Source organism: Litchfieldia alkalitelluris (genome assembly GCF_002153425.1).
In the GTDB taxonomy this organism is placed as follows: Bacteria; Bacillota; Bacilli; order Bacillales; family Salisediminibacteriaceae; genus Evansella; species Evansella alkalicola.
Map to the genome: position 1 here is coordinate 1561267 of NZ_KZ119600.1, position 26022 is coordinate 1587288.

General features: G+C 37.0%; 25 protein-coding genes. 16 read left to right on the top strand and 9 right to left on the bottom strand.

The window, feature by feature from the left end:
- Positions 1-56 precede the first annotated feature (56 nt).
- Positions 57-1748 carry a M3 family oligoendopeptidase gene (locus tag BW724_RS07260; RefSeq protein ID WP_088074593.1) on the bottom strand — a complete coding sequence of 564 codons (1692 nt, stop codon included), beginning with the start codon at positions 1746-1748 and terminating at the stop codon, positions 57-59.
- Between the two features lie 193 nt (positions 1749-1941).
- Here BW724_RS07260 and BW724_RS07265 point away from each other — a divergent pair, with 193 nt between their 5' ends.
- On the top strand, positions 1942-2589 hold the full coding sequence (locus BW724_RS07265) for a hypothetical protein (RefSeq protein ID WP_088074594.1): 648 nt from the start codon (positions 1942-1944) through the stop codon (positions 2587-2589).
- Positions 2590-2670: 81 nt separating this feature from the next.
- Here the strand turns inward: BW724_RS07265 and BW724_RS07270 are convergent, their stop codons facing one another.
- Complete coding sequence (locus BW724_RS07270; protein WP_088074595.1) at positions 2671-3972, bottom strand: MEDS domain-containing protein; 1302 nt, start codon at positions 3970-3972, stop codon at positions 2671-2673.
- A 215-nt stretch (positions 3973-4187) separates the two neighbouring features.
- Here BW724_RS07270 and BW724_RS07275 point away from each other — a divergent pair, with 215 nt between their 5' ends.
- Together BW724_RS07275 and map are read left to right on the top strand one after the other, a co-directional pair.
- Positions 4188-5108, top strand: a complete 921-nt coding sequence (locus BW724_RS07275; protein WP_088074596.1) for a ketopantoate reductase family protein — start codon at positions 4188-4190, stop codon at positions 5106-5108.
- Positions 5109-5149: 41 nt separating this feature from the next.
- Positions 5150-5908, top strand: a complete 759-nt coding sequence (gene map, locus BW724_RS07280; protein WP_088074597.1) for a type I methionyl aminopeptidase — start codon at positions 5150-5152, stop codon at positions 5906-5908.
- Here map and BW724_RS07285 read toward each other — a convergent pair whose 3' ends face one another.
- Positions 5909-6730 (bottom strand): TerC family protein, encoded by an 822-nt coding sequence (locus BW724_RS07285; RefSeq protein ID WP_088074598.1) that lies wholly within the window; start codon positions 6728-6730, stop codon positions 5909-5911.
- A gap of 202 nt (positions 6731-6932) precedes the next feature.
- Here BW724_RS07285 and BW724_RS07290 point away from each other — a divergent pair, with 202 nt between their 5' ends.
- The 10 genes from BW724_RS07290 to BW724_RS07335 all read left to right on the top strand — a co-directional run bounded on the left by BW724_RS07290 (position 6933) and on the right by BW724_RS07335 (position 17960).
- Positions 6933-7763: a GNAT family N-acetyltransferase gene (locus BW724_RS07290; protein ID WP_088074599.1), complete on the top strand. Its 831-nt coding sequence runs from the start codon at positions 6933-6935 to the stop codon at positions 7761-7763.
- A gap of 33 nt (positions 7764-7796) precedes the next feature.
- On the top strand, positions 7797-8501 hold the full coding sequence (locus tag BW724_RS07295; protein ID WP_281419461.1) for an aspartate/glutamate racemase family protein: 705 nt from the start codon (positions 7797-7799) through the stop codon (positions 8499-8501).
- Positions 8502-8756: 255 nt separating this feature from the next.
- Entirely contained in the window at positions 8757-10229 is a 1473-nt protein-coding gene (locus BW724_RS07300) for a methyl-accepting chemotaxis protein (protein WP_088074600.1), read from the top strand.
- Between the two features lie 284 nt (positions 10230-10513).
- A complete protein-coding gene (locus BW724_RS07305; RefSeq protein WP_176371333.1) occupies positions 10514-11650 on the top strand; it encodes a GNAT family N-acetyltransferase in 1137 nt (378 codons plus the stop codon).
- Between the two features lie 172 nt (positions 11651-11822).
- Positions 11823-12530, top strand: a complete 708-nt coding sequence (locus tag BW724_RS07310) for an ABC transporter ATP-binding protein (protein WP_088074602.1) — start codon at positions 11823-11825, stop codon at positions 12528-12530.
- A gap of 1 nt (position 12531) precedes the next feature.
- Positions 12532-13788: an ABC transporter permease gene (locus tag BW724_RS07315; protein WP_088074603.1), complete on the top strand. Its 1257-nt coding sequence runs from the start codon at positions 12532-12534 to the stop codon at positions 13786-13788.
- A gap of 181 nt (positions 13789-13969) precedes the next feature.
- Positions 13970-14356 carry a MerR family transcriptional regulator gene (locus BW724_RS07320; protein ID WP_088074604.1) on the top strand — a complete coding sequence of 129 codons (387 nt, stop codon included), beginning with the start codon at positions 13970-13972 and terminating at the stop codon, positions 14354-14356.
- Positions 14357-14358: 2 nt separating this feature from the next.
- Positions 14359-15873 carry a class I adenylate-forming enzyme family protein gene (locus BW724_RS07325; protein ID WP_088074605.1) on the top strand — a complete coding sequence of 505 codons (1515 nt, stop codon included), beginning with the start codon at positions 14359-14361 and terminating at the stop codon, positions 15871-15873.
- A 15-nt stretch (positions 15874-15888) separates the two neighbouring features.
- Entirely contained in the window at positions 15889-17556 is a 1668-nt protein-coding gene (locus tag BW724_RS07330; RefSeq protein WP_088074606.1) for an acyl-CoA dehydrogenase family protein, read from the top strand.
- A gap of 113 nt (positions 17557-17669) precedes the next feature.
- Positions 17670-17960 (top strand): hypothetical protein, encoded by a 291-nt coding sequence (locus tag BW724_RS07335; RefSeq protein WP_088074607.1) that lies wholly within the window; start codon positions 17670-17672, stop codon positions 17958-17960.
- Positions 17961-18079: 119 nt separating this feature from the next.
- Here BW724_RS07335 and splB read toward each other — a convergent pair whose 3' ends face one another.
- The 3 genes from splB to BW724_RS07350 form a co-directional block, all read right to left on the bottom strand.
- Complete coding sequence (gene splB, locus BW724_RS07340; protein ID WP_088074608.1) at positions 18080-19135, bottom strand: spore photoproduct lyase; 1056 nt, start codon at positions 19133-19135, stop codon at positions 18080-18082.
- 150 nt (positions 19136-19285) lie between these two features.
- Positions 19286-19543, bottom strand: a complete 258-nt coding sequence (locus BW724_RS07345) for a transcriptional regulator SplA domain-containing protein (RefSeq protein WP_088074609.1) — start codon at positions 19541-19543, stop codon at positions 19286-19288.
- Between the two features lie 90 nt (positions 19544-19633).
- Complete coding sequence (locus BW724_RS07350; RefSeq protein ID WP_088074610.1) at positions 19634-19954, bottom strand: phasin family protein; 321 nt, start codon at positions 19952-19954, stop codon at positions 19634-19636.
- Between the two features lie 550 nt (positions 19955-20504).
- On the opposite strand from BW724_RS07350, the gene BW724_RS07355 reads away from it, so the two are divergent.
- Positions 20505-20765: a CGCGG family putative rSAM-modified RiPP protein gene (locus BW724_RS07355; protein WP_176371334.1), complete on the top strand. Its 261-nt coding sequence runs from the start codon at positions 20505-20507 to the stop codon at positions 20763-20765.
- A 105-nt stretch (positions 20766-20870) separates the two neighbouring features.
- Positions 20871-21398, top strand: a complete 528-nt coding sequence (locus BW724_RS07360; protein WP_088074611.1) for a GNAT family N-acetyltransferase — start codon at positions 20871-20873, stop codon at positions 21396-21398.
- A 68-nt stretch (positions 21399-21466) separates the two neighbouring features.
- Here BW724_RS07360 and BW724_RS07365 read toward each other — a convergent pair whose 3' ends face one another.
- From BW724_RS07365 to BW724_RS07375, 3 genes are all read right to left on the bottom strand, one after another.
- Positions 21467-21967 carry a hypothetical protein gene (locus BW724_RS07365; protein WP_088074612.1) on the bottom strand — a complete coding sequence of 167 codons (501 nt, stop codon included), beginning with the start codon at positions 21965-21967 and terminating at the stop codon, positions 21467-21469.
- 70 nt (positions 21968-22037) lie between these two features.
- Entirely contained in the window at positions 22038-22946 is a 909-nt protein-coding gene (locus BW724_RS07370; protein WP_088074613.1) for a hypothetical protein, read from the bottom strand.
- On the bottom strand, positions 22927-23487 hold the full coding sequence (locus BW724_RS07375) for an RNA polymerase sigma factor (RefSeq protein ID WP_088074614.1): 561 nt from the start codon (positions 23485-23487) through the stop codon (positions 22927-22929). Before BW724_RS07375 ends, BW724_RS07370 begins: the two co-directional genes overlap by 20 nt.
- A gap of 770 nt (positions 23488-24257) precedes the next feature.
- Here BW724_RS07375 and BW724_RS07380 point away from each other — a divergent pair.
- Positions 24258-26021: an ABC transporter ATP-binding protein gene (locus BW724_RS07380; RefSeq protein ID WP_088074615.1), complete on the top strand. Its 1764-nt coding sequence runs from the start codon at positions 24258-24260 to the stop codon at positions 26019-26021.
- The last annotated feature ends 1 nt before the right edge of the window (position 26022 follow it).

Here is a 26022-nt window from a genome sequence, read left to right on the forward strand (position 1 = left end):
GATGGAAAGAAAAAAGATGGGCCATGTTTATTTGACCTCATCTTTTAATAAGTCTATTAATCTAGTTCACTCAGTTTGTCTTCAATAAACGCCATTAATTCTTTTATCGTTTTCTCAGAAAAATCAAATTTAATCCCTGCAGCTTCGAATACTTCAGGAAGGGATTTTGAACTTCCTAGTTTAAGAGCTTTCTTATAGTTTTCCAATGCTTTATCTGGATTTTCACAGTATTGTTTGTACATTTGAACGGCACCTAATTGAGCAATCACGTATTCAATGTAATAGAATGGTACCTCAAAAATATGCAAGATTGGTAACCACTGAAGTTTTGCTAGATCTTCTATGTCGTTGTAATCAACGATGCCTTGATTTAACGTTTGTAGTAGTTCAAAATATTTGTTATTTCTTTCTTCTGGAGTGTGGTTTGGATTCTCATATAGCCAATGCTGAAATTGGTCTACAACCATTCCTGAAGGGAGGAAGCTTATGATCCCTTTCAATTGATCTCTTTTAGCACGGAGAAGGTCCTCTTCATTGTCATAGAAGAGATCCCATTGGTCCATTGTGAATAGCTCCATTGTCATACTAGCTAACTCCGACGACTCCATTGGCGTTTCTTTGTAGCTTCCTAAAGGTTGTTCTTTCTTAAAGTCATTGTGGATACAGTGTCCCATCTCATGTAATAGTGTAACTAGATCGCTATGGCTATTTGCGGAATTCATAAAAATAAATGATAGCTCCGAAACTGGCAGAGGACTGCAAAACCCACCAGGTGCTTTTCCTTTTCGCGTATCAAGGTCTAACATTCCATTTTCATTCATTTTGGTAATTAATTCTGCAAAACGAGGATCTAGATTATTAAATATCTTTGTTGATCCATCTATTAATTCTTTTGATGATAGAAATGGTTTGAGTCTCTCTTGGCCTTTTGGAACACCACTAATATCCCATGGTTTGAAGCTATCCACATTAAGCTCACTCTTGTGTTTCTCTTGAAGTTTCTTTTTAATTGGAGTGACATGTTTTTGTATAGCCTCGGCTAATTGTTTACAGTCGTCTGGTGTATAGTCAAAACGTTCATATTTTTTAAACATGTAGTCTCTGTAATTTGGTAAATCTGCATTATCAGCTTTCTTCTGTCTTAAGTTTATTAACTGAGACATTATTTTTTGAAGTTCATCCTCTTTAGATTTAAAGGCTTCAGAAAAAAGTAAATATGCCTTTTTTCTCGTTTCACGATCTGGATCTTCAAAGTAAGTTCTAAGTTGGCTTAAAGTTGTTTCTTCCCCATTCCAGTCAACAGTTAAACTCCCGGTTATCTCAAAGTACTCCGTTGCTAGACGGTCTTCTTCGATTTCGAGTTGAACATTTTTTTCACGGAATAAATCTTTTGCATTTTCCTTCATCTTTAAAAACTGTGCATAGTAATCTTTATCTAACTCATCTTTAATAGGAGTGTCGAGGATCTTATCATCTAGAAGGGCATCATATTTTTTGAATAGTGGTTCAATAATCATTTGGTCGTGTTCCATTAACTTTTTGGCCTCTTCAGAATCACTATGACATTGGAAATCTATATAATGTCCTGATAATCCTTCTTCAATAGCGTCATAGAGCAAGGATTGCCTTTTTAGCCAGTCCTCCATTTTTTCAACGGTATCAATTGGCTCCTCCAATAGTTTAATAAATTCATTTTCAAGAACTTTTGGTTGTGTAAAATCGAATTTTTCGATATAAAAATTTTTCATATAAACCCCCAGGAAGTTTTTTTATGAAGCTATGATAACTAAAAAACCTCTTTAATTATCTTAAAACAGTAGGAAAAGGTCAACTATTCAGACAAATAATGTTGTATTTAAGAAAAAACTATATTAGTATTGTTAAAAGTATTCGAAACTTTTTGAATTCTGAAACGTAATTATCTTATAGGGTAGAAAATAAGTGAATGCTACAAAAGGAGTGAACGGGAATTTGAAATTGCCATCAATTAAGCATGCAGACACGGAGAAACTTACTACAATAACAATCGTAACAGCTATCATCATTATCATTTCCTGTGTATTTTTACCTGTTGTCATGATATACATTATGCAGGATGTATTGTTTTTCTCGAGATCAAATTGGTTTCTATCAGCCCCAACTTCTGCTTACTTTATGTTTGGATTTGGAATGTTGTGGATACCAATTATACTCACAGCACTCGTAATTACTAAAATGGTTTTAGAGAAATCAGGAAAACAATTTAAACTCACATGGTTGTTTAGTTTATTAATGCTTGTCTTTATACCGATTATGGGACTTGGGATTTATAATTACTACTATTTTGATGATGATGGAATCCACTATAACCATTTGAGCACTTACTCGGAAACGTCTTATTATTGGAATGAGATACAGGAGATTCAACCGATTGAGGTGGAGAATAATAACGGGACAACTTCCATTCATGAATATATTTTTATAACTGAAAATGGTGATGAGATTACCATTCCATACCATAATGACATTATTACTAATAGAGTTAGACTGAATGCAGTCATAGACGAATATGACATCGTCATGCAGGATAGAATCTTAAAAGAGGATTAAAAATTGAAAAAGGGAATGTTGCTATTTAAGCAGCATTCCCTTTCTTTGTGGCCGATGGTCAAGGCACTTGCGCTTTTCTAATTAAAATGGGAATTTTACGGTAACGATTGTTCCTTTACCGTATTCACTATCTATGACAATATCCCCTTCGAAGTGTTGGACTAATTTGTCAACCATGTAAAGACCGATACCTTGGCCTGATTCCTCATGATTTATTTTTTGATATTTATGGAAGAGTTTCTGTAATTGTTCTTGAGACATGCCAATACCATGATCTTCAATTTCAATGAAGAAGAATCTACCGTCTACATAGCTTTTAAAAGTAACCTCTTCGCCTTCCTCACTATACTTTATAGCATTACTTAACAGATTCGAAATAATTAACTTAAATCCCATTAGATTTCCGTTGATAATTAGTTTTTCTGGTATATCAATAGATGGTATTAGTGTTATATTTTGTGTTCTTGCTTTTGCAGACATGACAGAAACAACATCATCTATTACAGGATTTATGTTGATGATTGTTTTTCTCCAGAACGTGTCGATGGAAAACATCTGCTCTGTTTGTATAATATGATTAATTTCATGATCAATAGCAATCGAATAATCTTCAATTAAGCTAAGTTTATTCTTCACTTTATCATCTGTTAAGGTTGATTTTAATAATGTGGCGTACGATTGGATTACTGTGAGAGGATTCCTAACCTCATGTGCCACAACATGAATAAAATCTAGTTTCTGCTGATAAAAGTCCATTTCAGTTTCAATGTTTCTTTGTGTTGATAGGGAGGGGAAGATTGTTTCTTCAGAGTATTTATATAAAGATGATTGTACTAAATCGTCATCAGTCATAAAGTATTCGTGAGTTTTTAACATCTCAGCAAGAATATAAGAAGGTACTTTTTTTCCGTTATACGTACAAACAGTCATGTAACCAATATCACTAACAGTAAGATCGCACTGAGATTCATATGTATTGAGTTTTTCTTTAATATCGTGTTGTTCTGACCAATCTACATATCCCCAAATCCTTACAGGTACCCCTTTATCATAAAATGGCTGTACCGTGTTTTTAAACCTTGTTAACACATTATTAAATCTAAAGTCACCGTACATTTCATAGAAGTCGTAATTACTAATGTAAAATAAGTTTTCTCTAAGTTCGGCTGGAGACATTTCTAGGTGAAGCCTCTCTAGGATTGCTTTATAGTTTTCTGCGCTTTCTATTAAAATAACCTTCTGCCCTAAGGTTTTTGCTGTAAGAATAAATGAAACAGCATTATCAATATACTTTTCTTGTTTTTCAAAGAAATATAATATATGTGAGCCTTCCTTAACATTTACTTTTTTTGTAAGTGGAATGGTATTCATTTTTATTTTCATGATTGTCCTCCGTAAACAGATTTAAAATCTTTTAATTGATGTTTTCAAAAAAAGATAAGTTTGGCTCTAACCTAAGTAATTCTAGGTGCGACTAAATAATCCTGCCATTTCTTCATGAATGTTTTTCAATAAAAGTTTTCGACAAGTGAAAGGGTTTTATTTCTAATTGTCGAAATAGCTTTGAGGGAAAGAGTTTTCAGGAGAGGGGTATTGTAATGAAGATTCTCATACTTGGAGCTGGAGCCGTTGGAGCTTATTTTGGTGGGAGACTGTTGGAAAAAGGGGAAGATGTTACTTTTTTAGTAAGGGAGAAACGGCAGGAACAACTCAAAAAAAATGGTTTGTTAATAAAAAGTAAGCACGGAGATGTTCATGTACAACCTAAAACAATTCTTGCTGATGCAGAAGATGAACCGTATGATGTCGTTATTTTGGCTACAAAGGCATACCACCTTGATAATGCTTTGAAATCGATTGAACCTTTTGTGAGAGAGTATACATCTATTATTCCATTGTTAAACGGAATAGAACACATGGAAGAGTTAAGAGCCTTTTTTTCACCTGAGCAAGTTTTAGGTGGTATGTGCTTTGTTGAATCCACACTAGATAGTGATGGAGCAGTAATCCAGACAAGTGATATGCATGAAGCCGTATTTGGAGAATGGAATAGGGCGGAAACAGAGCGGGTTTTAGCAATAGAAGAAGTGTTTTCTGGAACAAAAACAACTTTTCGTAGAAGTGATAATATACAACAAGAAATGTGGCATAAGTATCTTTTTATAACTACTGTATCGGGAATTACCTCATTGATGCGGTCACCCATTGGCCCCATAAGGGATACAATGGAAGGTAGAACATATATACAGCAATTATTTGAGGAAATCCGTCTTACGATGGAAGCGCATAGGGCACCAATTGCTGAAGGGATTATTGAAAAGCAGATGGTTACAATAGAAAAACAAGCTCCCTCTATGAAATCATCTATGTTACGAGATATTGAAAAAGGTGCACCAATCGAAGGGGATCATCTTCAGGGCTATTTACTTCTTTTAGCAGAACGGTATGGGGTAGAAACACCACTACTTCGATTAGTCTATCAGCATTTGAAGGTATATGAAAAAAACTTAGTCGAGTGACAGATTAGGGAAATGCGTGAAAAAGAAAGGGGAAGACTTTGTTGATTCAACGAAAATCAGATAGGGAAATTGAATTGATGAAAGAGGCAGGGAAGCTCGTTGCAAAAATTCACAAGGAGCTCCGAAGCAAAATAAAGCCTGGAATTAGTACATTGGAAATTGATGCTTTTGTGGAGAATTACATGAGGAAACATGGGGCAACCCCTGCCCAGAAGGGATATAAAGGTTATGAATTTGCCACATGTGCTTCTATTAATGATGAAATATGCCACGGATTTCCAAGAAGAACTCCTTTAAAAAACGGGGATGTAGTAACAATTGATTTTGTGGTGGATTTAAATGGAGGATTAGCTGATTCAGCCTGGACATATCCCGTAGGGGAAATTTCTGAAGACATTCAAAAACTATGTGAAGTGACTGAGAAATCCCTTTATGTTGGTATTGAAGAAGCTATTGATGGGAATAGGGTAGGCGATGTTGGGGCTGCCATTCAAGAATTTATTGAACCTTATAATTATGGAATTGTTAGGGATTTCGCAGGACATGGAATTGGACCTACGATACATGAGGAACCTAACATTCCCCATTTTGGTAATAGAGGGCGAGGAGTGCGTTTAAAGAATGGAATGGTTATTACGATTGAACCTATGATCAATGCTGGATTTTGGGCTGCTCAAATGGATAGCAACGGGTGGACTGCACGGACTGTAGATGGAAGTGTTTCTGTTCAGTATGAACATACGGTAGTCATATCAAAAGACGGCCCGTTAGTTCTTACTGAACAGAATATAGGTGATTGATTAGGATGATGGACTTGGTTCATCATCTAACAGGGGCTCTTCTCCCCTTAATGGTTGTTCACTATCTGTATTATTGGAAGTACTAGTCCAACCAATGATTGCTATGGCAATGAGGACTGTCCAAAAAATACCTTTCCATAATACAGACTCTGGAAATTGTTCATTAATAAAATGTATATCAGGATGGGCGAGGGTGTAAACGGCAAGTTTTACGCCTACCCATCCAACAATTAGGAAACCAGCTGTTTCGAGGTTGGGACGTGATTGTAATATATTTCCTAAATGTGTCGCTGCAAAGCGCATGATAATAACCCCCACTAAACCTCCTGTTAAGACAATGGAAAATTGCCCTACATCTAATTCTCCAATTTGAAAAAGACCAGTTGGTGTTAAGGTTACTGCAAGTGCAGCGGCTGCAAGAATGGAATCAACTGCAAATGCAATATCTGCAATTTCTACTCTTAAGACTGTTGTCCAAAACTTAGGTTTTTTATCCTTTTTATTTAAAGATAAAGTATGTGAATTGTCTTTTTTATATAAAAATTTCTTTACTACATGATGCATTGCTATAAATAGTAAATAGATGGCACCTACTGCTTGTACTTGCCAAATATTCACTAGATATGAAATTAAAAAGAGGGATCCAAATCGAAAAACGAATGCACCAGCGAGTCCGTAAAACAGGGCTTTTTTTCTTTGCTCTTCGGGCAAATGCTTTACCATAATTGCAAGCACCAGTGCATTATCAGCAGCTAGAATTCCTTCTAAACCAATTAGTATCAGTAAAATCCAGCTGTATTCTAATATTATCCCGGCCTCCATATATCAGCCTCCTCTCATATAATTTGTCCAAAAAATCAACTGTTACCACAATAAATTCGGGGACCTGGTCCCCGAATATTTTGTGAACATTGAAATAGAGGAATTAAATTGAAAAGTGCAGAAATATAATTAAAGAAAGACATTTTAACAGCGATAAAAAGCACCTACAATTGAAAATTGACTAAGTAAAGGAGAGGGGAACATGGAATTTCATACTTACACATCACCAGAAGAGGTTTTAAGGAAAGTTGAAACGTGTTTGATGAAAAAGGAAGCAGAGAACAATTTACCTCTTTCAATTCTAAGTAACCTTAGTCAAAACCCCTGTACAACCAATGAACTACTTTTTGCAATCGGAATGGAATCAGACGGTTTTGTGCTGATCATCGAGAGTTCATCTGGAAATTTGGTGTTATGTGGAAGTGAAGCCTATGTAAAGAATGCAGCTTCATGGCTGTACCAGAGTAAGAAAAAAGTAAAAATAATAAGGGGTTGCCAGCCATTTGTGAACTTGTTTATCCAAGCATATAAGGAAACAGCTTGTATAGAGTCAAATCTCACAATAAACCAAACCATTTTTCGACTAGACCAACTCGAGGATATATTAAGAAGTAATGGCCGTTTATGCTTTGCTACTGAAGATGATATAGCACTTATTACGATGTGGAGTCAATACTTCCATAGGGAATCAGGCATAGTTTTTTCGAAAAAAGAATTGGAGCATTTTGTAACGGATGAAATTAAAAGAAACCGATTTTTTATTTGGAGAAATTCTAGAGGGACTCCTGTAACTATGGCAAAAAGAGCAAACGAAACAAAAAATGGGGTAGCTATCAATTATGTTTATACACCTGATGAGTGTAGAAGCCAAGGATATGCCATAACTTGCGTAGCGGCTCTGACTGAGAGACTGCTACTAGAAGGATATAAATTTTGTACTTTATATACAAATGATGATGTCCCAAAAGGTAACTTGTTTGAAAAGGTAGGATATAAACCGATTGCTGTTTATTCTCAATACAGCATAAGGTAGCTTAACACTACAAATAGGATGGGGTTGTGAAATATGGGCGACAAACAAATGCGAAAAATTGGTCTTATCGGTGGTATGAGTTATGAATCAACACTTGTTTATTATCAGAAAATAAACGAAGGAGTGCGAGACATAAAGGGAGGTCTGCATTCCGCAGAGTGCATTTTATATAGTGTTGATTTCGGCCATGTCGAGGTATGGATGCGGGAAGGGAAGTGGGAAAAAGCTGGTCAATACTTAGCTCAGGTTGCTCAAAAGCTTGAAGCTGCAGGAGCAGAGGGAATCCTTTTGTGCACAAATACGATGCACAAAGTTGCAGATTATATTGATGCAGCGATCAATGTTCCGTTTCTCCATATTGGTGAAATCATAGGAAACGTGATCCGTAGAAGTGGAAAAAAGAATGTGCTCCTTCTAGGCACGAAGTATACGATGGAACAAAGCTTTCTTGTTGAACGAATAAAGCAATATGGTATTAACGTGACCGTACCTGAGAGTGGGGAAAGGGAGACGATCAATAGGGTAATCTTTCAAGAGCTTTGTCTCGGATCAGTTAATGAAAAATCAAGAAAAGGACTTTATGAAATAATTAATAAATACGAAGGGATAGACGGTGTAATTCTCGGTTGTACAGAATTAGCTCTATTGATTAAAAAAGAGGATCTATCTATTCAATTATTTGATAGTACTAGTTTGCATATTCAGTCTGCCATTTCTTTTATGTTAAATAATAACTAAATCCGTGATTGAGGTGTTGATATCGAACCAATAGCGCCCTTTCAGCAAGGGATAAGGGCAACATCTGCTTCTGCTCATTTTACACAGTGTTCTCTTTGCCGCTGACGGCTCCTGAGCCTCCTAGTACATCCAGTTATTTCATTTCCAAACAAAAGTAAATAGAAAAGGCCTAGGAATAATAGCATGTTATATATTGTCTATGGGTGTCGGATAACATAAAATGAGAAAAGATAGAATATTCTGGGAGGGACATCTATGGAACAGGACAAGCTAGTATTTCAAAAAAGAAACTGGTTTATGATTAGGTTATTTTTTATTTCTGGATTAATTAGTGCTGCTGTTGTTTATTTTGGAGGATCACCATTAGAAGCAGTATTCACCATTTTCTTAATAGCAGTTTTATTTGCAATCATTAGTTTTATACTGTACAAAACTGAAAAACAAATTAATGTAATCCCTTACTTATTAATAGCAGGATTAAGTGTCATGACTCTTACTCTTCTTACATTAACACCTTCAATTTCATCATATTTGATTGTTTATTACAGCTTAGTGTTCTCGACACTTTATCTACATTTTAAGTATGTTATCTTCTCAGGTGTTGTAGGACTAGTGGCAACCAATTATTTTCTGTTTGCAAACGGTGAACAAAACTTTGTGAATTTCGATTCCACTGTTATTGTAGCACTTAATTTACTTTTTGTATTAATTACTGTCATGCTTATCGCTCAAAGTAGAATAAGTAGTCGGCTTCAGTCTGATTCTTTAGCATTGGCAGATGAAGCAGTTCAATCAAAACAGGGCATGGAAAGGATGATTGAGCAAATTAGGCTTACAGTCAATAAGCTCGATGTCCTAAATGATGATTTACAGGATCATTCTAATGCTACAAATCAATTCTCAAATGAATTAACAAGCACTTTTAATGAAATTGCTGGTGGGGTGGAGAGCCAGGCGAACAGTTCGAGTGAGATGACAAACTCTATCTATGCCATTGACAATGAGGTAAAAGATCTGTCTAATAGTTCAGAAATTATGAATCAACGCGCAGAGAATACAGCAAATCTTGTTCATTCTGGTTCTGAAAAAATCAGTAAACTCAATGAACAAATGGCTGAAATTAATAGTATTATGCGTTCTACAGCTGGAGAAATGAATGAGTTGAATGAATTTACGTCAAAGGTTGGCGATATTCTTAATACAATATCTGATATAGCAGATCAGACAAACCTATTAGCATTAAATGCTGCTATTGAAGCTGCTAGAGCTGGAGAGAGTGGCCGTGGGTTTGCAGTGGTAGCAACAGAAGTTCGTAAATTAGCAGAGCACTCTTTAAAATCTACGGAAGAGATTAGTCAAATCTTACACAATATTCAAGTTAAAGCAAGCTCAGCATCTAAAAGAGTGGCCGAAGGAGAAGAAACATTCAGTCTCGGTGGAAAACTAGTTGAAGAAACAGATGTTGTGTTCAATGATATTGAGGAACAAGTTAAAGATGTAAGAGAAAGAACTGTTGATATGAAAGAAAAAGTAGCTAAACTACATCAATCATCTGGGGAAGTCGTTGATGAAATAAACTCTGTATCAAGTGTATCACAAGAGTTGAGTGCTTCTGTTGAACAAGTATTAGCTAGTGTCGAAGAGCAAAGCTCGAAGATTAGTCATATGACAGGTAAAATTGATGAGATTGATGAACTGTCAGAAAAATTAAAAGATATGTTAAAATAAAATAATATCAACAAGCTGGACAAATATTGTTCAGCTTTTATTTTTTACCCGTTCACATCCATTTGGGCATTAATTTCCATGCTTCCTTGTACGTAAATATGGTGATTTGCAGTCTATCTCACGTGAGATTCTTAATTTTGCTCAATTTCGCGTTCGATAAGCAGTCAATCTCACGTGAGATTCTTGATTTTGTTCATTTTCGCGTTAGATTGGCCCCCTATCTCTCGCCTTATAATGCATGGGATCACGATAGACCTTATAAAAGAAAAAATGAGGTGATTATATTGAAACGGATTTGTTATTTATTTGGTGCTATACCTTCCATAGAGGACGCAGGAGAAGCGTTTGCAAAAGGTGCAGGTGGTAAGGAGGCTCACATTGCGCTCCTTATTTTACACCGAGACGGCTGGGAGGAATATTTACCGAAATATACAGATGCATGGAGAAAAGCCGGTGTAAAAAAGTGGACTGTAATTAAACCTGATGAATCAGGGAACCTAGAAACAGAATATGTACTAGATGTATTAAGAGTGGCGACTGGTATCTTTATCGGTGGTGGGGATACGGAGATGTATCATTTCTACTATACAACAGATTCAATTCGTCACGTGATTAAGGAAAGGTACAATCAAGGTATACCAGTAGCTGGGTGCTCTGCCGGAGCCATCTTGATGTGTGAAGACAGTATCATATCTCCAATGGATTCAAACGATGGTCATGGAAAAGTAATGAAAGGCTTGGGATTGTTACAAAACATCGCTGTCAGTGTCCACTTTTCGGAATGGAATGACAGACAGAATATTGAATGTACAATGATAGAATTGGGTATTACAAAAGGTTATGGTATTGATGAACAAGCATGTATCTCTTTACATAATGAACAGTACTATACTTCTTATGGAAAAAAGGAAGGAGTCCACTTTCTTCAAGTTCCTCAACCTACTAAAGGCGATGGAAATATTTCATTTACTGAAATTACTGATAAGAAGGAAAAACAACGGACCTGCGATTATATCCTTCGACTACTTCCAGAATGGTTTGGTATCGAGGAAGCAATTAAGAATTATGTGAGCGAAGTTGCAACATTACCGATGATTAGAGCTGAAGTGAATGGGGAGGTAGTTGGCTTTATTTCCATTTTGGAGCATACAAAAGATGCAGATGAAATTCATTTAATTGCAGTGAAGCCTGACTATCATAGGTCAGGTATTGGACGTATGTTAGGGGTAGAATTTGAACAACGAGCAATATTAAATGGGAAGAACTACGTATCTGTAAAGACTTTGAGTGATAAACATCCTGACCCGCATTATAGAAATACACGGCTGTTTTATGAAGGGCTAGGATATGTAGGAGTACAAGTGATTCATGAATTGTGGGGAAAGGAAAATCCCTGCTTATTGATGGTCAAAAAACTATAAAAATGATTCCTCTATACTAGCAATTGACTCGTAAAGAAGAACTTTTTACGAGTTTTTTTTTCATGAATTAATATTGCAACGACAATATTTTTCCAACTAGAGTATTGGAATTATGTAACATTTTCTGTTTCTAATCGTAGACGTAATAACAACTTGTTTAGGAGTGGAGAATATGAACGCTTTAGAAGTGGACATTAAATACGCTGGGTATCCAGGTGAAGCTAGTATAATTAACAATATTCAATTTGAAGTAAAAAAAGGGGAACTGGTTGGTCTAATAGGTTCAAATGGCTCTGGGAAAAGTACAACCATTAAAGGAATATTAGATATGTTAGTAGATTTTGAAGGCACGATCAACTTTGGACAAGGGGAAGGAAAGAAATACGCTTACATACCTGAGCACCCATCTTTCTATGACGAGCTCACACTTTGGGAACACCTAGAGCTCGCAGCTTCACTAAGTGAAATGTCTCCTGGTAAATGGGAAACTCGTGCTATGAAAATAATAGACGATTTCAATATGAAAGATGCCATACATCAACTCCCTGCTACGTTTTCAAAGGGGATGCAACAAAAGATAATGATCATTCTGGCAATGCTAATTGAACCACATGTTTATATAGTAGATGAACCGTTCATAGGACTAGATCCTAGATCAACAAAGCAGTTTCTTAATTATGTACGTCGAGAGAAGGAGCGGGGAGCAGGGATATTGATGAGCACACATGTCCTTGATACAGCAGAAAGGCATTGTGACCGACTCGTATTAATTAATCAAGGAGAAGTGGTCATAAATGGAACAATGGCAGAAATTCGGGAAAAAGCTGACATGCAGGACGGGTCCTTGATGGACTGTTTCGACCGTTTAATGGGGTGGTAAAATGATAGATACAAAAACAAACATGATTTTTAAAAATAGAGTGGGCTCGTATTATCAGTCATTATGTTCATTATATAAGTCATCTATTGATTGGGTTATCTGGCTTTACATTATTATCCCTTGTTTGGCTATCTTTATAGGTCAGTATGTTCAATGGTGGAATAGGTCGTGGAATATTAACTTGAGCATTGTGAACATTGAAATTTTCCTTTACTTAGGGTTATTTATCATGATGGTAAAAGGAAATTTACGTTTTTTTATGGAACGTGCTGATGAACTGTTCTTCAGACAATATGTTGATAAATATCAACATTTAAAAAGATTAGGAGTCTATTATTCTCTTACTGTTAGTTTTCTATTGTGGGGATTTGTTTTCATCATCATTGCACCTATTCTACTAGTGCAATTTGAAAAAACATTCTTATACTTTATTTCCCTCTTTATAGTTAGTTGGTGTGGCTCCAACTTAATGGGGGCTGTTCGGCAAGTAGTTAGCTTTAATTATCGTGGATGGGTTTATTATGTAGTAATAATCTTGGTTAATGCTTTCTTACTTTTGGTTTATGGAGGCATCATTTATGTGTTGAATTGGAATGATCCACTTCTTACCCTATTAACAGTCACTATGTTGACCCTATTTACTTATCTAGGATTATACTATCGACTCAAATTGAAGGGGACTTTCCTTGAAGAGTTGGCTAACGAAATAACCCTTAAATATAGGTTCCTGTCTGCTACACTACAAGGTGCATCTTTAATTGGTGCACCACAATTCCAACGCTTGAAGCGTCCGAAATATAATAAGCGCCCCTGGTTGTTCAGAAAGTCTGGTAGAATTTTTTCAAAAAGAACCCCTGAAAAGGGATTTATTGAACTCCATATTAAATATATATTACGCAATAAAAATAAGTGGATGCTATTCCTGCAAATGAGCGGTGCCCTTCTTTTTGCAATAACTATAACCCCTGACCCTTTGAAATGGATTATATGGGCAGTTGGAATTTTTATGTTCGTACACTTAAATAGCGCTTTAGTTGGAGAATTGAAACAATCGAATTATCTCAAAACATTTGAGTGGGATCGAGAGAAAATTTTAAACTTCTCCATGAAAAGCATCTTTTGGACAAATGCTCCTTTTCTAGTACTTATAAGTGGTTGGGCAGGCTTTTTATTAATTTCTTGGTTAGGCTCTCTTATCCTCATTTTTCTGGCGCTTGGTATCAGTACATTTATACAACCTTTCATGGAAGGGAAGTAACGTGACTTTTTTCTAGTATGTTGACGGCTATCCTCCCTTTCGATTGACAATCTTTTCACAGTAATTATATTGTTTTCCCCTTGACATTGACGTTAACGTCAATGTTAACTTATAGAAAAGTTAGAAAATTCATACCCCCTTCTACACAAGAACTTATAAAACTGATTAATAGGTGATAGGAATGGAAGCAATGACCATTAGACAGCTTGCTGAAAAATACAAAATCAGTACTCGTACTCTGAGATATTACGAGGAACTAGGAATCATCCAGCCTGAGAGACCACTTAACCATCAGCGGTTATATAGGAAAAAAGATGAAACACGCCTTCGTCTCATTTTAAGAGGAAAAAAGTTTGGTTTTTCTCTAGATCAAATCAAGGAAATGATTACATTGTTTGATGAGGATAGGTCTGGCGTGAAACAGCTAGAAAAAACCGTAGAGTATGGTAAAAGACGAGTATTAGAGGTGGAGGAAAGGATTCAGGAGCTGGAAGAATTACGAGAGGACATGCAAAATTACTTAAGTGTGTTTGAAGGGGAGTTAAAAAAGTTGAAAGGGGAAAAGTGATCATGAATATTTCCGAACTGTTAGCAAGGAATAGCCGAAAATTTACTAATAACACAGCGGTTGTGGAGGAGCATCAGCAATTAACTTATGGAGAAATTGATCTAAAGGTGACTAAACTTGCAAACGCTTTCTTGGAGCGTGGAATTGGTAAAGGAGATAAGGTCATTCTGTTCATGCCTAATACGTCAAATTTTTTAATCACCTATTTCGCAGTTTTACGAGTAGGTGGTGTCATTACTCCTGTGAGTGCCAGACTTACATCACCTGAACTGGAATATATTATTGAACACAGTGAAGCAAAAGCGGTCGTCATCGAGCATATATTATATAATACGTGCGCTTCATTGGTAGAAAAACATAATCTACTGTGGGTTAAAACTGGTGCAGACGTCGATGGGTGGATTGGATTTGAGGATCTTCTTGATGGAGGAAAAGAGGATGAGATTGTATGCACATTAAAGGAAGATGATCTTGCGACTATGCTCTATACTTCTGGTACGACTGGAAAACCAAAAGGAGTACTATTTTCCAATAGAAGTATTTTGACTGTTGCAACGATGATGTGTATTGAAATGGAAATGAAAAATGAAAGTAGAATGCTTCATATGATGCCACTCAGCCATTCCGCTCCATTACACTTGTTTTTAGTGGCCGGAACATATGTGGGAGCAGCACATCTATTAACTCCAACATTTACTCCAGATTTATTGTTAGACGTCGTAGACAAGTGGAAGCCAACGCATTTCTTTGGGGCGCCAGTAGCATACTTATTATCTGCCAAGAATCCAGCTATTGAAGAAAAAGATCTTTCATCTATGACGCACTGGGTGTATGGAGGAGCACCGTTGGGACAGAAGGAAGTCCAGTTTTTACAAAAAGCATTCAAAACCGATCGTTTCTATTGTGTTTATGGACTAACGGAGGCAGGGCCGAATGGTACATTGCTTAGACCTGAAGAGCATGAGTCTAAATCTGGGAGTATTGGCCAGCGAGCTGCATTGAATTGCGAGATAAAGCTTGTTGATGACAATGGGGAAGAAGTTGGTGTTAATGAGCCAGGAGAAATCATCCTTAAAGGTGAAGGAAATATGGTGGGTTATTACAATGATCCTGAAAAAACACGGGAGACTTTAAAAGATGGCTGGCTGTATACAGGGGATATGGCTAAAAAGGATGAAGATGGATTTATTTGGGTTATTGACCGTAAGAAAGACATGATTATATCAGGAGGAATCAATGTTTTTCCAAAAGAGGTGGAAGAAGTCCTTACTGGGCATCCAAACATTGTAGAGTGTGCCGTAGTTGGTGTACCACATGAAGAGTGGGGAGAGACGGTAACGGCTTATGTTGTATTAAAAGAAGAGAGTGCAACGGTTGAAGAAAACTGTAAAGAGTTTCTCAGGGGTAAGTTAGCAGATTACAAGATTCCTAGAAGGGTAGAGGTGATTGATCAATTGCCTAGAAATCCAACTGGGAAAATCCTGAAGCATCAACTGAAGTCATTAACGAAACAATAGGAGTAGGTGAATGATTTGAATTTTTATGAAAAAGATGAGCTTTTACAGGACATATTGAAGGAATCTTTAGATGATGAGCTCTTTTCATGGGCAGATAAACAGTTGCGTGAATTTGGGGCGTTGTGTGCAACGGAAATAGATGAGCGGGCAGCGCATACAGATCGTGAAGGCCAACCTAGATTAATTAAATACAATAGATTTGGGGAGGATCAATCTTATGTTTGGTTAAACGAAGGCTATAAAAAAACAGTGGAGGAAACTTATGGACGTGGCATAGTAGGTTATGTCCATAAGGAAATTCCAGATCTAGGTAAAAAGGGGAATTATTTATATTCCTTTGCCCAAGGATATTTATTATCTCAAACGGAGCCTGGTTTTTACTGCCCAGTTACTTTAACGATGGCGACTGCCTATTTACTAGATCGATACGCAGATTCCTCCCTAAAAGAGAAATATTTACCACATGTAGCTTCAACGGGGGAAGAAGAGCTTTATGAGGGAGCTACCTTTTTAACGGAGCGACAAGGTGGCTCGGACGTAGGTGCAAATGAAACGAAGGCAATTTTAGACAACGGAGTCTACAGATTATATGGGGAAAAATATTTTGCCAGCAATGCTGGTGCTTGTGGAGTGGCCACAGTTTTAGCAAGGAAAGAGGGGGCTTCAAAGGGCACTAAAGGGTTATCCCTTTTCCTTGTACCTTGGCGGAAGGAAGATGGGGGTATACGAGAAGGGATTTCCATTAGGAGACTAAAGGATAAGTTAGGTGTACGCGCCGTACCTTCAGCTGAAGTTGTGTTTGAAGGTGCAGAAGCGTTTCAAATAGGAGAAGGAGAACGTGGTTTTTACTATATGATGGAGGCATTAAACCTCTCGAGAATATGTAATGCAGTCGCCTCTATCGGAATTATGAGGCGAGCATATTCAGAAGCCTTCCAATATGCAACGGAAAGGAATGCCTTTGGTAATATCCTTATTCAATATCCAATGGTTCAAGATACATTAGTGGAGTTATGTGTGAAGCTAGAGGCAGAAGTGATAAGTGTATTTGAACTTGTGAAACTTTACGATGATTGGTGTACAGGGGGAAGCACGAAGGAGAAAGATGGGTTATTGCGTCTCTTAATTGCTTTACTTAAAGCGGAAACGGCAGAAGAGGCGATTCATTTTTCTCATGAAGCAATAGAAATGCATGGGGGAAATGGCTATATTGAAGACTTTGTTACTCCAAGGCTGTTGCGAGATGCTCAAGTCCTAACTGTGTGGGAAGGGACGGCAAATATCCTTGGGTTAGAGGTATTACGTTTGTTTTCTAAGTATGAGATGGATAAGATTTTCTTGGGAAAAATGAGTGTAGACCTTGGATACTTAGGTCGGAATTCTAAAACAAGGGACCTCGTAGTGAAATTGGAAGAAATAATAGGGGAGCTAGAAGAGGAATTAGACGCTTTCAGAAAATTAGATAGTAATGAAAAAACAAGAAGAGTGAAGGGTCTACAAAAAAAGATGGTTGTCGTGTATGAAGCTGTGAAGTTACTAGAGAGAGCATCTAAGGGGGAAGAACGGGACATCGTCGTTGCTACAATCTATGTGAACCATCATTTAGGGCCAGTGTTTTCAAAGCCAGGAGAGCGTTGGACATTATCAGAAGGTAAGCTACTATTAGGGTTAGAAAGTGAATAGGAAAATGATTTTTTCATGTAAACTACTTCCATTCTTCAACAAGTTGTTGTTTCGACATATTACGATTGTGTGATAAAGTTAAAGTAGAAAATAGATTTGAGGAGCAAAGAAATATGTCGACGTTGAAGCGTAAAGAACGGTTGAAAAAAGAGCATGAAAAAGGTTTACTCCACTTTATATTCAAAGAAGGAATCGTTAATATAGGTTTGAAGCTAGGTGGTTTATATTTAGTTATTACCTTTCTTGTAGCTTATCGAGCTAATTATGCTGCTTTTTTGGAGCCCAATGAGTTAAATAGAACCTTTATTTTTCTAATTATAATTGTTGTATTGGGACTTTATTGGGCTGTGATGTGGTATATAATCCTCTCCGTTGAAAAGAAGCGAGAAGCGGACGGGAAATAAAGAATCAGAAAGCCGGCAGAATTTCAATTCTGACCGGCTTTTCTATAAAAAATAATCCATAACACATCAATGGAAGGGGTGATGAGCAAGACACTTCACTGGGTGCATTTATTATCGGATCATGTGAAGTACTCGACTTTTGAATCTGGAAAGTAACGATCGATATACGTATGAAGGGCTTCTTTTATTGCATCCTGTTCATCCGTTTGATAAACATACTTTCCAATCCCGTATTTTCCCCATTTATATTTACGTTTTTCCTCATCTAATTCAAGTTTTGTCATTGGATAGTTTTTTTGTATTACTTTTTTTGCAGGCTTAGTGAAACGGTGTTGGATAAGCTCAAAAGTAATATTGTCCTTTGCATCATTTGGTAATGTTTCCTCTAGCGTTCTAAACATGGTTTCGTAACCTTCCTTCCAGTTTTCATGAAGGTAGATAGGGGCTACGATAAATCCAAGTGGATAACCTGCTCTAGCAACTTTGGCAGCTGCTTCAATTCTGTCTAAAAGTGGAGAAGTACCATGTTCAAAATTACGGATGACGTAGTCTGCGTTAATGCTAAAACGGAAACGAGTTTTTCCGCGATGGTCTGCATCAAGCAAGTGGTCTACATGGTGGTACTTTGTTACAAATCTCAGCTTTCCGTGCTTTGTGTGGCCAAAATACTCAATCGCCCTTTTTAACGAATGTGTTAAGTGATCTATTCCAACAATATCCGAAGTACATGCTGCTTCAAACCGCGTTTCCTCTGGTGCCCGTTCGTCCATATAATTCTGGGCCGCATCTAAAATCTCATCTACATTGACGTATGTTCGAATATAAGGTTTACTCCCCATCGTTGTCTGTAAATAGCAATATTGGCAGTGGCCCATGCATCCCGTTGCAAGTGGAATAGCATATTCTGCAGATGGCTTTGATGTATCAAATTTTAATGTTTTACGCACTCCAACTACGAGGGTTGATTTTGCATTACGATATTTTTGTAAATCATTATCTCCAGGTATATTGCGGACTTGGTTATGAGATGTTGTCTCACGTATTTCCAAGCCCATTTTTTCAAACTTTTTTTTCAGTTCTCTTCCAAGTGGATAATCTAGTGCCCTCGGTTCGATATAGACGAGTTGGGGTACGAATGGTTTGATAGTGCGTGTTCTCGTTAATGTTTTTGTCATGATGTACACCTTCTAGGCTGTTGTTTGAAATTAGGTTATTGGCTAGGGATCCTGAAACGAAACGTTAATATAGTTTTTCGGCAGTGGAGTTATGAATTGCCGTCTCCTCCTACCATATGCTCATGCCGCCAATAGAACCTTGTGTGTTTCTTATGACATTGGATTGTAGTCACTAGCTGATTCATTAAAGTACATGTTAAATAGTTCTTCTGCTTCTTCGTAACTTGGTGCCATAACGTAATCATCAGTAAGAGGAAAATAATCCTCAAATAAAAATAGGACGGTTCTCCCAGGATGATCCGGATGGTCCACAACAGCTGCTTCCTGAATTTGAGCTACTGTTTGTGTGTGGGGGTTTCGGCAGATGACAAAAACTGTATCACCTGGTTGAAGTTGCGTGATGTCCATAAAAAATTTCCTCCTAATAAGCTAGGCTCCTTGTTAATGTCCCGATAAAAAGAAGACAATATACTGAAACGAAGCTGGTTAAATATTGTATTACTTCTCTTCTTGTTTTTCAGAAAGATCATTCAGTTTTTTCTCCAGGATTTCCACACGGTCCTGCAATTCTTTATGTTCACTTTTAGATACCATTTCCAAATCTGTTAAAAGGTTATGAATTCTTTCCTTGGAGCGCCTATTCCACCTATCTCCAGTTTCTTCTCCCTTTTTTAGGAGGGAATCATAGAGATCATCAGCTTCCTTTGGTGTTAGTTTCCCTTTTGAAACAAGTTCCTGAAAATACTTTTCCACCTTTTCTTTACTAGTAACTGCAGCGCCTAATCCTAACAAAAAGCCTTTTTTAAGTAAATCACTCATTCCTTTCTCCTCCTCTTTTAATTTAAATTCGTTGACATTGGTAGCACATTGACCCTTAAATGTGTCTGTACTTGTGCGTCTATAAATTGAATGAAAGTTGATTCCCTTTTTATGAGCCATGTTGGTTTGGATACTCGAATATTAACGGTAATATTATTTACTACTATGGATAGTGGATAATTAACGGTTTCATGCTTTTAATTTTTTCCAAGGAGTATGCTGGAGAATTAACCAAAGGTGTTAGGTGTTAAATGACGAAAGATTTCGAATCCGTTAATGTAGTTTAATCATAATATAAATTAGCGTGATACTTAAGTACCTATTCCCTAAAAAAAAGGACAATATGTCAAGAATTTGTGACAGATATGGTGTGATTGTCGGGGACCTGGGGTGTGAATAGAAGTTCAGGGACCTGGTCCCCGACAATTTTGTGACGTTATTGTGATTCAGATCAATGACAGTATTTAGCAGCAGATGTAATATGGGGTAAATATTATGTAATAACCAACATTATTAACAATGTTGGTTATGCCTGGGGGGAGAAGTGGCTATGATTACGAAGAATTGGTCGGCAGCATTAGAACATGGAGAATATGCAGAAGATCGGGATTTAGTGGTTAAGGATGGGATCGAGGCAGTGGGTGAAACAGGTAAGGGTGTTTATGTCAATCTCGTAACACCAAATGAATTCGGAAATCCCGATACTTATTTAACAGATATTTTGTTAGGACACTTTGGAGAAGAGATTCGAGAAATTAAATATATTGATGAATGTGGCTGTGGTGGGCATGTGTTAAGGGTTTATAAATAAGAAATCGTACAATTTTGTGAACTTTTAGAAATCAATTATAATAGAACATGGAGAATGATTTTCAAATTGAGTTGAGCATTATACATGAAAGATGGGGGATGCAGTATGGGAATCAGGAAAATTAAAGTGCAAGACGCGGAGGCGTTTCTTTCTCTCAACAAGCAATTGGATAACGAGACTTCTTTTATGCTGTTTGAACCTGGGGAACGGCAAACAACGGTTAAGCAACAGGAGACGATGATTAAGAAGATTAGGGGAAAAGAGAATAGTGAAATCTTTGTTGTAGAACTAGACAAAACTGATCTTGAGAATACTCAGCCAAATCTCATTGGTTTCTTAGCTTTTTTTGGTGGTCAGTTAAATCGAAATAGACACTCTGGATATCTTGTGATAGGTGTGTTGGAGGAGTTCCGAGGTCGTGGCTATGGAAAAAGACTTTTTCAAACATTAGAGCACTGGGCTCTAGAAAAGGAGATACACCGCGTGGAGCTAACTGTGATGAAGCATAATGTTAATGCCTTGAATTTGTATTTAAATATGGGCTTTGAGATAGAAGGGGTCAAGCGCAATTCCTTAAAAGTCAATGGAGTATATGTGGACGAATATTATTTATCTAAGTTGTTATCATCTTAACTAAATTGTTCATGTGGACGTTTATGTATGAGAAAACTTGAAAAAAGGGAAAAGGTTTTCGAAGAACATTAAGTAGTTCCGTTTGTGAGGATTTGAGCCCACCCATCCAAAAAGTGTGAACCGACTTGGACGGACGAGCGATCGGGTATGAGAATTTGATTTTCCTCTTTTTCATACCTGATCAAGCTTAGATTAGGTATGAGAATTTGATATTTCTCATTTTCATACCTGATCAAGCTTAGATTAGGTATGAGAATATGATATTTCTCATTTTCGTACCAGATCAGGCTTAGATCGGGTATGAGAATTTGATATTTCTCATTTTCATACCTGATCAAGCTTAGATTAGGTATGAGAATATGATATTTCTCATTTTCGTACCAGATCAGGCTTAGATCGGGTATGAGAATTTGATATTTCTCATTTTCATACCTGATCAAGCTTAGATTAGGTATGAGAATATGATATTTCTCATTTTCGTACCAGATCAGGCTTTGATGGTAAAAAAACGAGACAAACTCACTATGTGAATATGTCTCGTTTTGCTTTAAAATTTTAGTTTTCACCATCTAACCAGAATTACTTAGGAAGCATCGTGGACCCGGACCTTTACCTTTAGTAGTTGCCATATATCATATATTATTGGTGGAACTCTAATTCCTTGATGAAAGTCTCTACTGCGTATGGGAATCTGCCTTCTAGCATCTCAATCGTAAATTCAGCTTCCAAGAAGTACATTGTGTCATTCCCTTGAATGAATATTGCGTGTCTAAACTGATCAGTATAGCCATTACTTTCAGCAGTCCATAAAGTATGCTCCTCAACTGGTAAACCTTCTAATATATCGTTCTCAAGAGAAGCTTTACTAAAGCCTTCACTTTGATAAGTCTCATTAATTTTAGCTTCCCATTCGGTTATAGCATCACTACCAGTGCCGATCTCTGTCATACTAAAATGGAACAATTCCGTATGAATATATTTTTCAATCCTTTGGTCCGAAGAGTCTATCTGCACGTCAACACCTTCTAGTAGATAGCTTGAAATACCAAATTCCTCACTGACGTATAGATCATAAGTTGTTTGTTCTTCCATTCCCTCAAGAGTAATTGTTTTTGTTAACGTTTCAGGGCGATCAACTACTAGTGGTTGGTTCGTGTCATTGTCATTACTTTCAGCGTTAGAGTCAGCATCCTCAACGGTAGTAGCGTCTTCATGATCACCAGTAGTTTCACCTTGATCATCACCAGTGTCAACACCAGAACCGTCCCCATGTTCATTATCGCTTCCTGTTGTTAGTGGTAGTTCATCAGAGCCTGGGCTCTGTCCCATCTCAGTTCCACCACCACTGATGATGGAGCCTAATAGAATACCTCCTATTACAAATATCCCAAGTGTAGCTGCTAGCATAGGCCAATAGCGTTGTATTGAACTGCGCCCCTTTTGCTGCTGTATTGATTGAAAAATTTCTTTCGAAGATGTTGCTGGCCTTGCACTATTATAGAATTGCTTCAGATCTTCCATTCCGTTGTCAAAGCGCTCTTGGCTCATAAATGTATCCCCCTTCCTCTAAACTCTTTTTAAGCAAGCTCTTTCCCCTTTTTAAGCGTGTTTTAACAGAGGATTCACGCATGGACATAATCGCTGCAATGTCTTTGATTGATGAATCATGAAAGTAAAATAGGACGATTGGGATTCGGTATTTTTCATCCATTTGACTAATTGTTTCATGAAGTATTTTGGCATCTTCCGTAAGATCTAAATTTTCTTGATAAAACTGTTCTGGATTCTCTTGAATTGTTTTCTCCAATTTCCTTTTTTCCCGCTTCTGTTTTCTAAAGAAGTCCTTAGCAACATTTAAGGTGACACTGTAGAGCCAGGTCGTAAATTTGCCACGGGAGTACTTATCAAGAAAACGATATACCTTTATAAATACTTCTTGTGTTACATCTGGTAAATCTTCTTCACGAATACCAATCTGGCGTGCAAATCGTTCCACAGTTAAGTGATATTCATCGATGAGTTCTTGAAAAGCTTCATCATTGCCCCTCAGCGTCTCTTGGATCAACACACGGTCATTTAACTCAGGCATGCTTCTTGCCCCCTTTCACATATGGAACACCACTTTATATAAAAAAGTTTCATCAAAATGAAAAAAAATTTTAAAAGTCATTGACTATAACTTGGATACAGTGCTAAGATAATTTAGAAATTATAGAAAATTTATTAAATTAAATCTGAAAGGAGGAGAACAACATGATTAAGAGAAAACAAAGAATTGTTGCAATTGGATTTGAAAAGGTATCTAAATTTAATAATAATCGTGCTGTGACTCCACCTGAGGAACTGAGGAAGGCATTTCTTTAAACTAGGGAACGTTATACTAGTCTCAATGCCTCTTTTTTCAGAATCTATTATCAAAGGGTGTATGTTACGCATGGTAAGCGTGGCGTACGCCTTTTTATATTGTAATGTTAATTGTCAAGAAAAAACATAGTAAAGTGAGATTATGTTCCTTCTTTGTCGACTTAACTTATACAAGACACATGGGTAGACGCGCCTGTGTGTCTTTTTTGTATGGAAAAACTTGTTAAGTGATATAAAACCGGTCAGAAGAGAACGGCCGTTAATATAGATAAATTATTTACAAACTGGAGGGTGTGTTTTATGATTATTTTATTTTTAATTAGGCAACGTAGGAAAACAGAAAAGGGATCTTCAGGTGGAGGATAGCTGATTTACACTATTATTTCGTCCGTTCGGTTTTTAGGAGAAGGATAGGGAATTGTTTTGAAATCGGAAATAGACGAAAGTAACTGCAAATACCGAAGGGCGAAAACAATTGAATAGGGGATGTTATAGATGTTTTCAGTATTAAAGAAATTAGCATGGTTTTTTAAAGAACATTGGAAGCGATATACGGTAGCGATCGTATTTTTGATTATCGTCAGCTTCTTAGAAATATTACCACCAAGACTTTTAGGAATGGTGATAGATGAAATACATCAAGGGTTACTTACATGGGAAAGATTACAGTTTTTCATTTTGTTTTTCCTTGGCTTAATGGTTGTTGTATATTTAATGACCTTTGTATGGATGCGTCAGCTATTTGGTGGAGCAATCGTGATAGAGCGAACGCTCCGTTCGAAATATATGCGTCATTTAATGAAAATGACTCCTACTTTTTATGAGGAAAATAAAACAGGAGATCTCATGGCGAGAGCAACAAATGACTTGAAGGCCATTTCTATTACAACAGGTTTTGGTGTTCTTACCTTGGTCGACTCTACCATATTTCTTGTTGTAATTCTCTTGATGATGTCAATTACAATTAGTTGGAAGCTCACGTTGGCGGCATTTTTACCACTTCCAATCATGGCTTGGCTCATAAAAAGATATGGCAAGATGATTCATGAGCGTTTTATAAAAGCGCAAGATGCATTTGGTGACATGAACGATCAAGTGTTGGAATCTATTGCAGGCGTCAGGGTAATAAGGGCTTTTGTGAAGGAGAAGGACGATCAGGAAAGATTTAATCGGTTAACAGACGACGTTTTGCAAAAAAATATAGCTGTTGCAAAAATTGATGCTCTGTTTGAACCAACTATTAAAATTCTTGTTGGAATTAGCTATATGATTGGACTTGGATACGGGACATTTCTTGTTTTTCAAAATGAATTAACATTAGGTATGCTCGTCTCATTTAATATATATCTCGGAATGCTCATTTGGCCGATGTTCGCTTTCGGAGAGCTAATGAATGTGATGCAAAGAGGAAATGCATCGATGGATCGCCTCAATCAAACATTATCTTATGATGCAGATGTTATAAATAAAAAGGGTGCCAAATGGGTCAAATCTCCAGGAGTGATAGAATATAAGGGTCTTGACTTCCAATATCCTAGTTCTTCTACGCCAGTATTAAAGGATATTTCTGTATCAGTTCCACGAGGGGCGACGGTAGGAGTTGTTGGGAAAACAGGCAGTGGGAAAACGACCTTCTTTAAACAATTAATCAGGGAATATCCTATAAACGAAAACAAAGTATTTATTTCTGGTGAACCGATTGAAAATATTCAATTAACCTGTTTAAAAAGCTGGATCGGTTATGTGCCGCAGGATCAATTTTTGTTTTCAAAGACTATCAGGGAGAATATTATGTTTGGTAAACCGGACGCGACAGATTACGAGTTTTACCGTGTCATGGACCTAGCATCAATCACTGCAGATATTGATACTTTCCAAAATGGAATAGAAACGCTTGTAGGAGAAAAAGGTGTATCCCTATCAGGAGGACAAAAGCAACGAATTTCAATAGCCCGTGCATTAATCAAGAATCCAGAAATCCTTTTACTTGATGATGCATTGTCGGCTGTAGATGCAAAAACAGAATCTAAAATTGTGAAAAATATCCGAAGTGAACGTAAGGGAAAAACTACGTTTATTACAGCACATCGCATGTCTGCGGTTAGGCATGCGGACATTATTCTCGTACTTGAAAACGGGGAGATCAAAGAGCGGGGGACGCATGAGGAATTGATGACGACTCATGGGTGGTACGCTGAGCAATATTTAAAACAACAAATGGAAGAACAGAAGCTTCCAAATACAAAGGCAGGTGTATAGC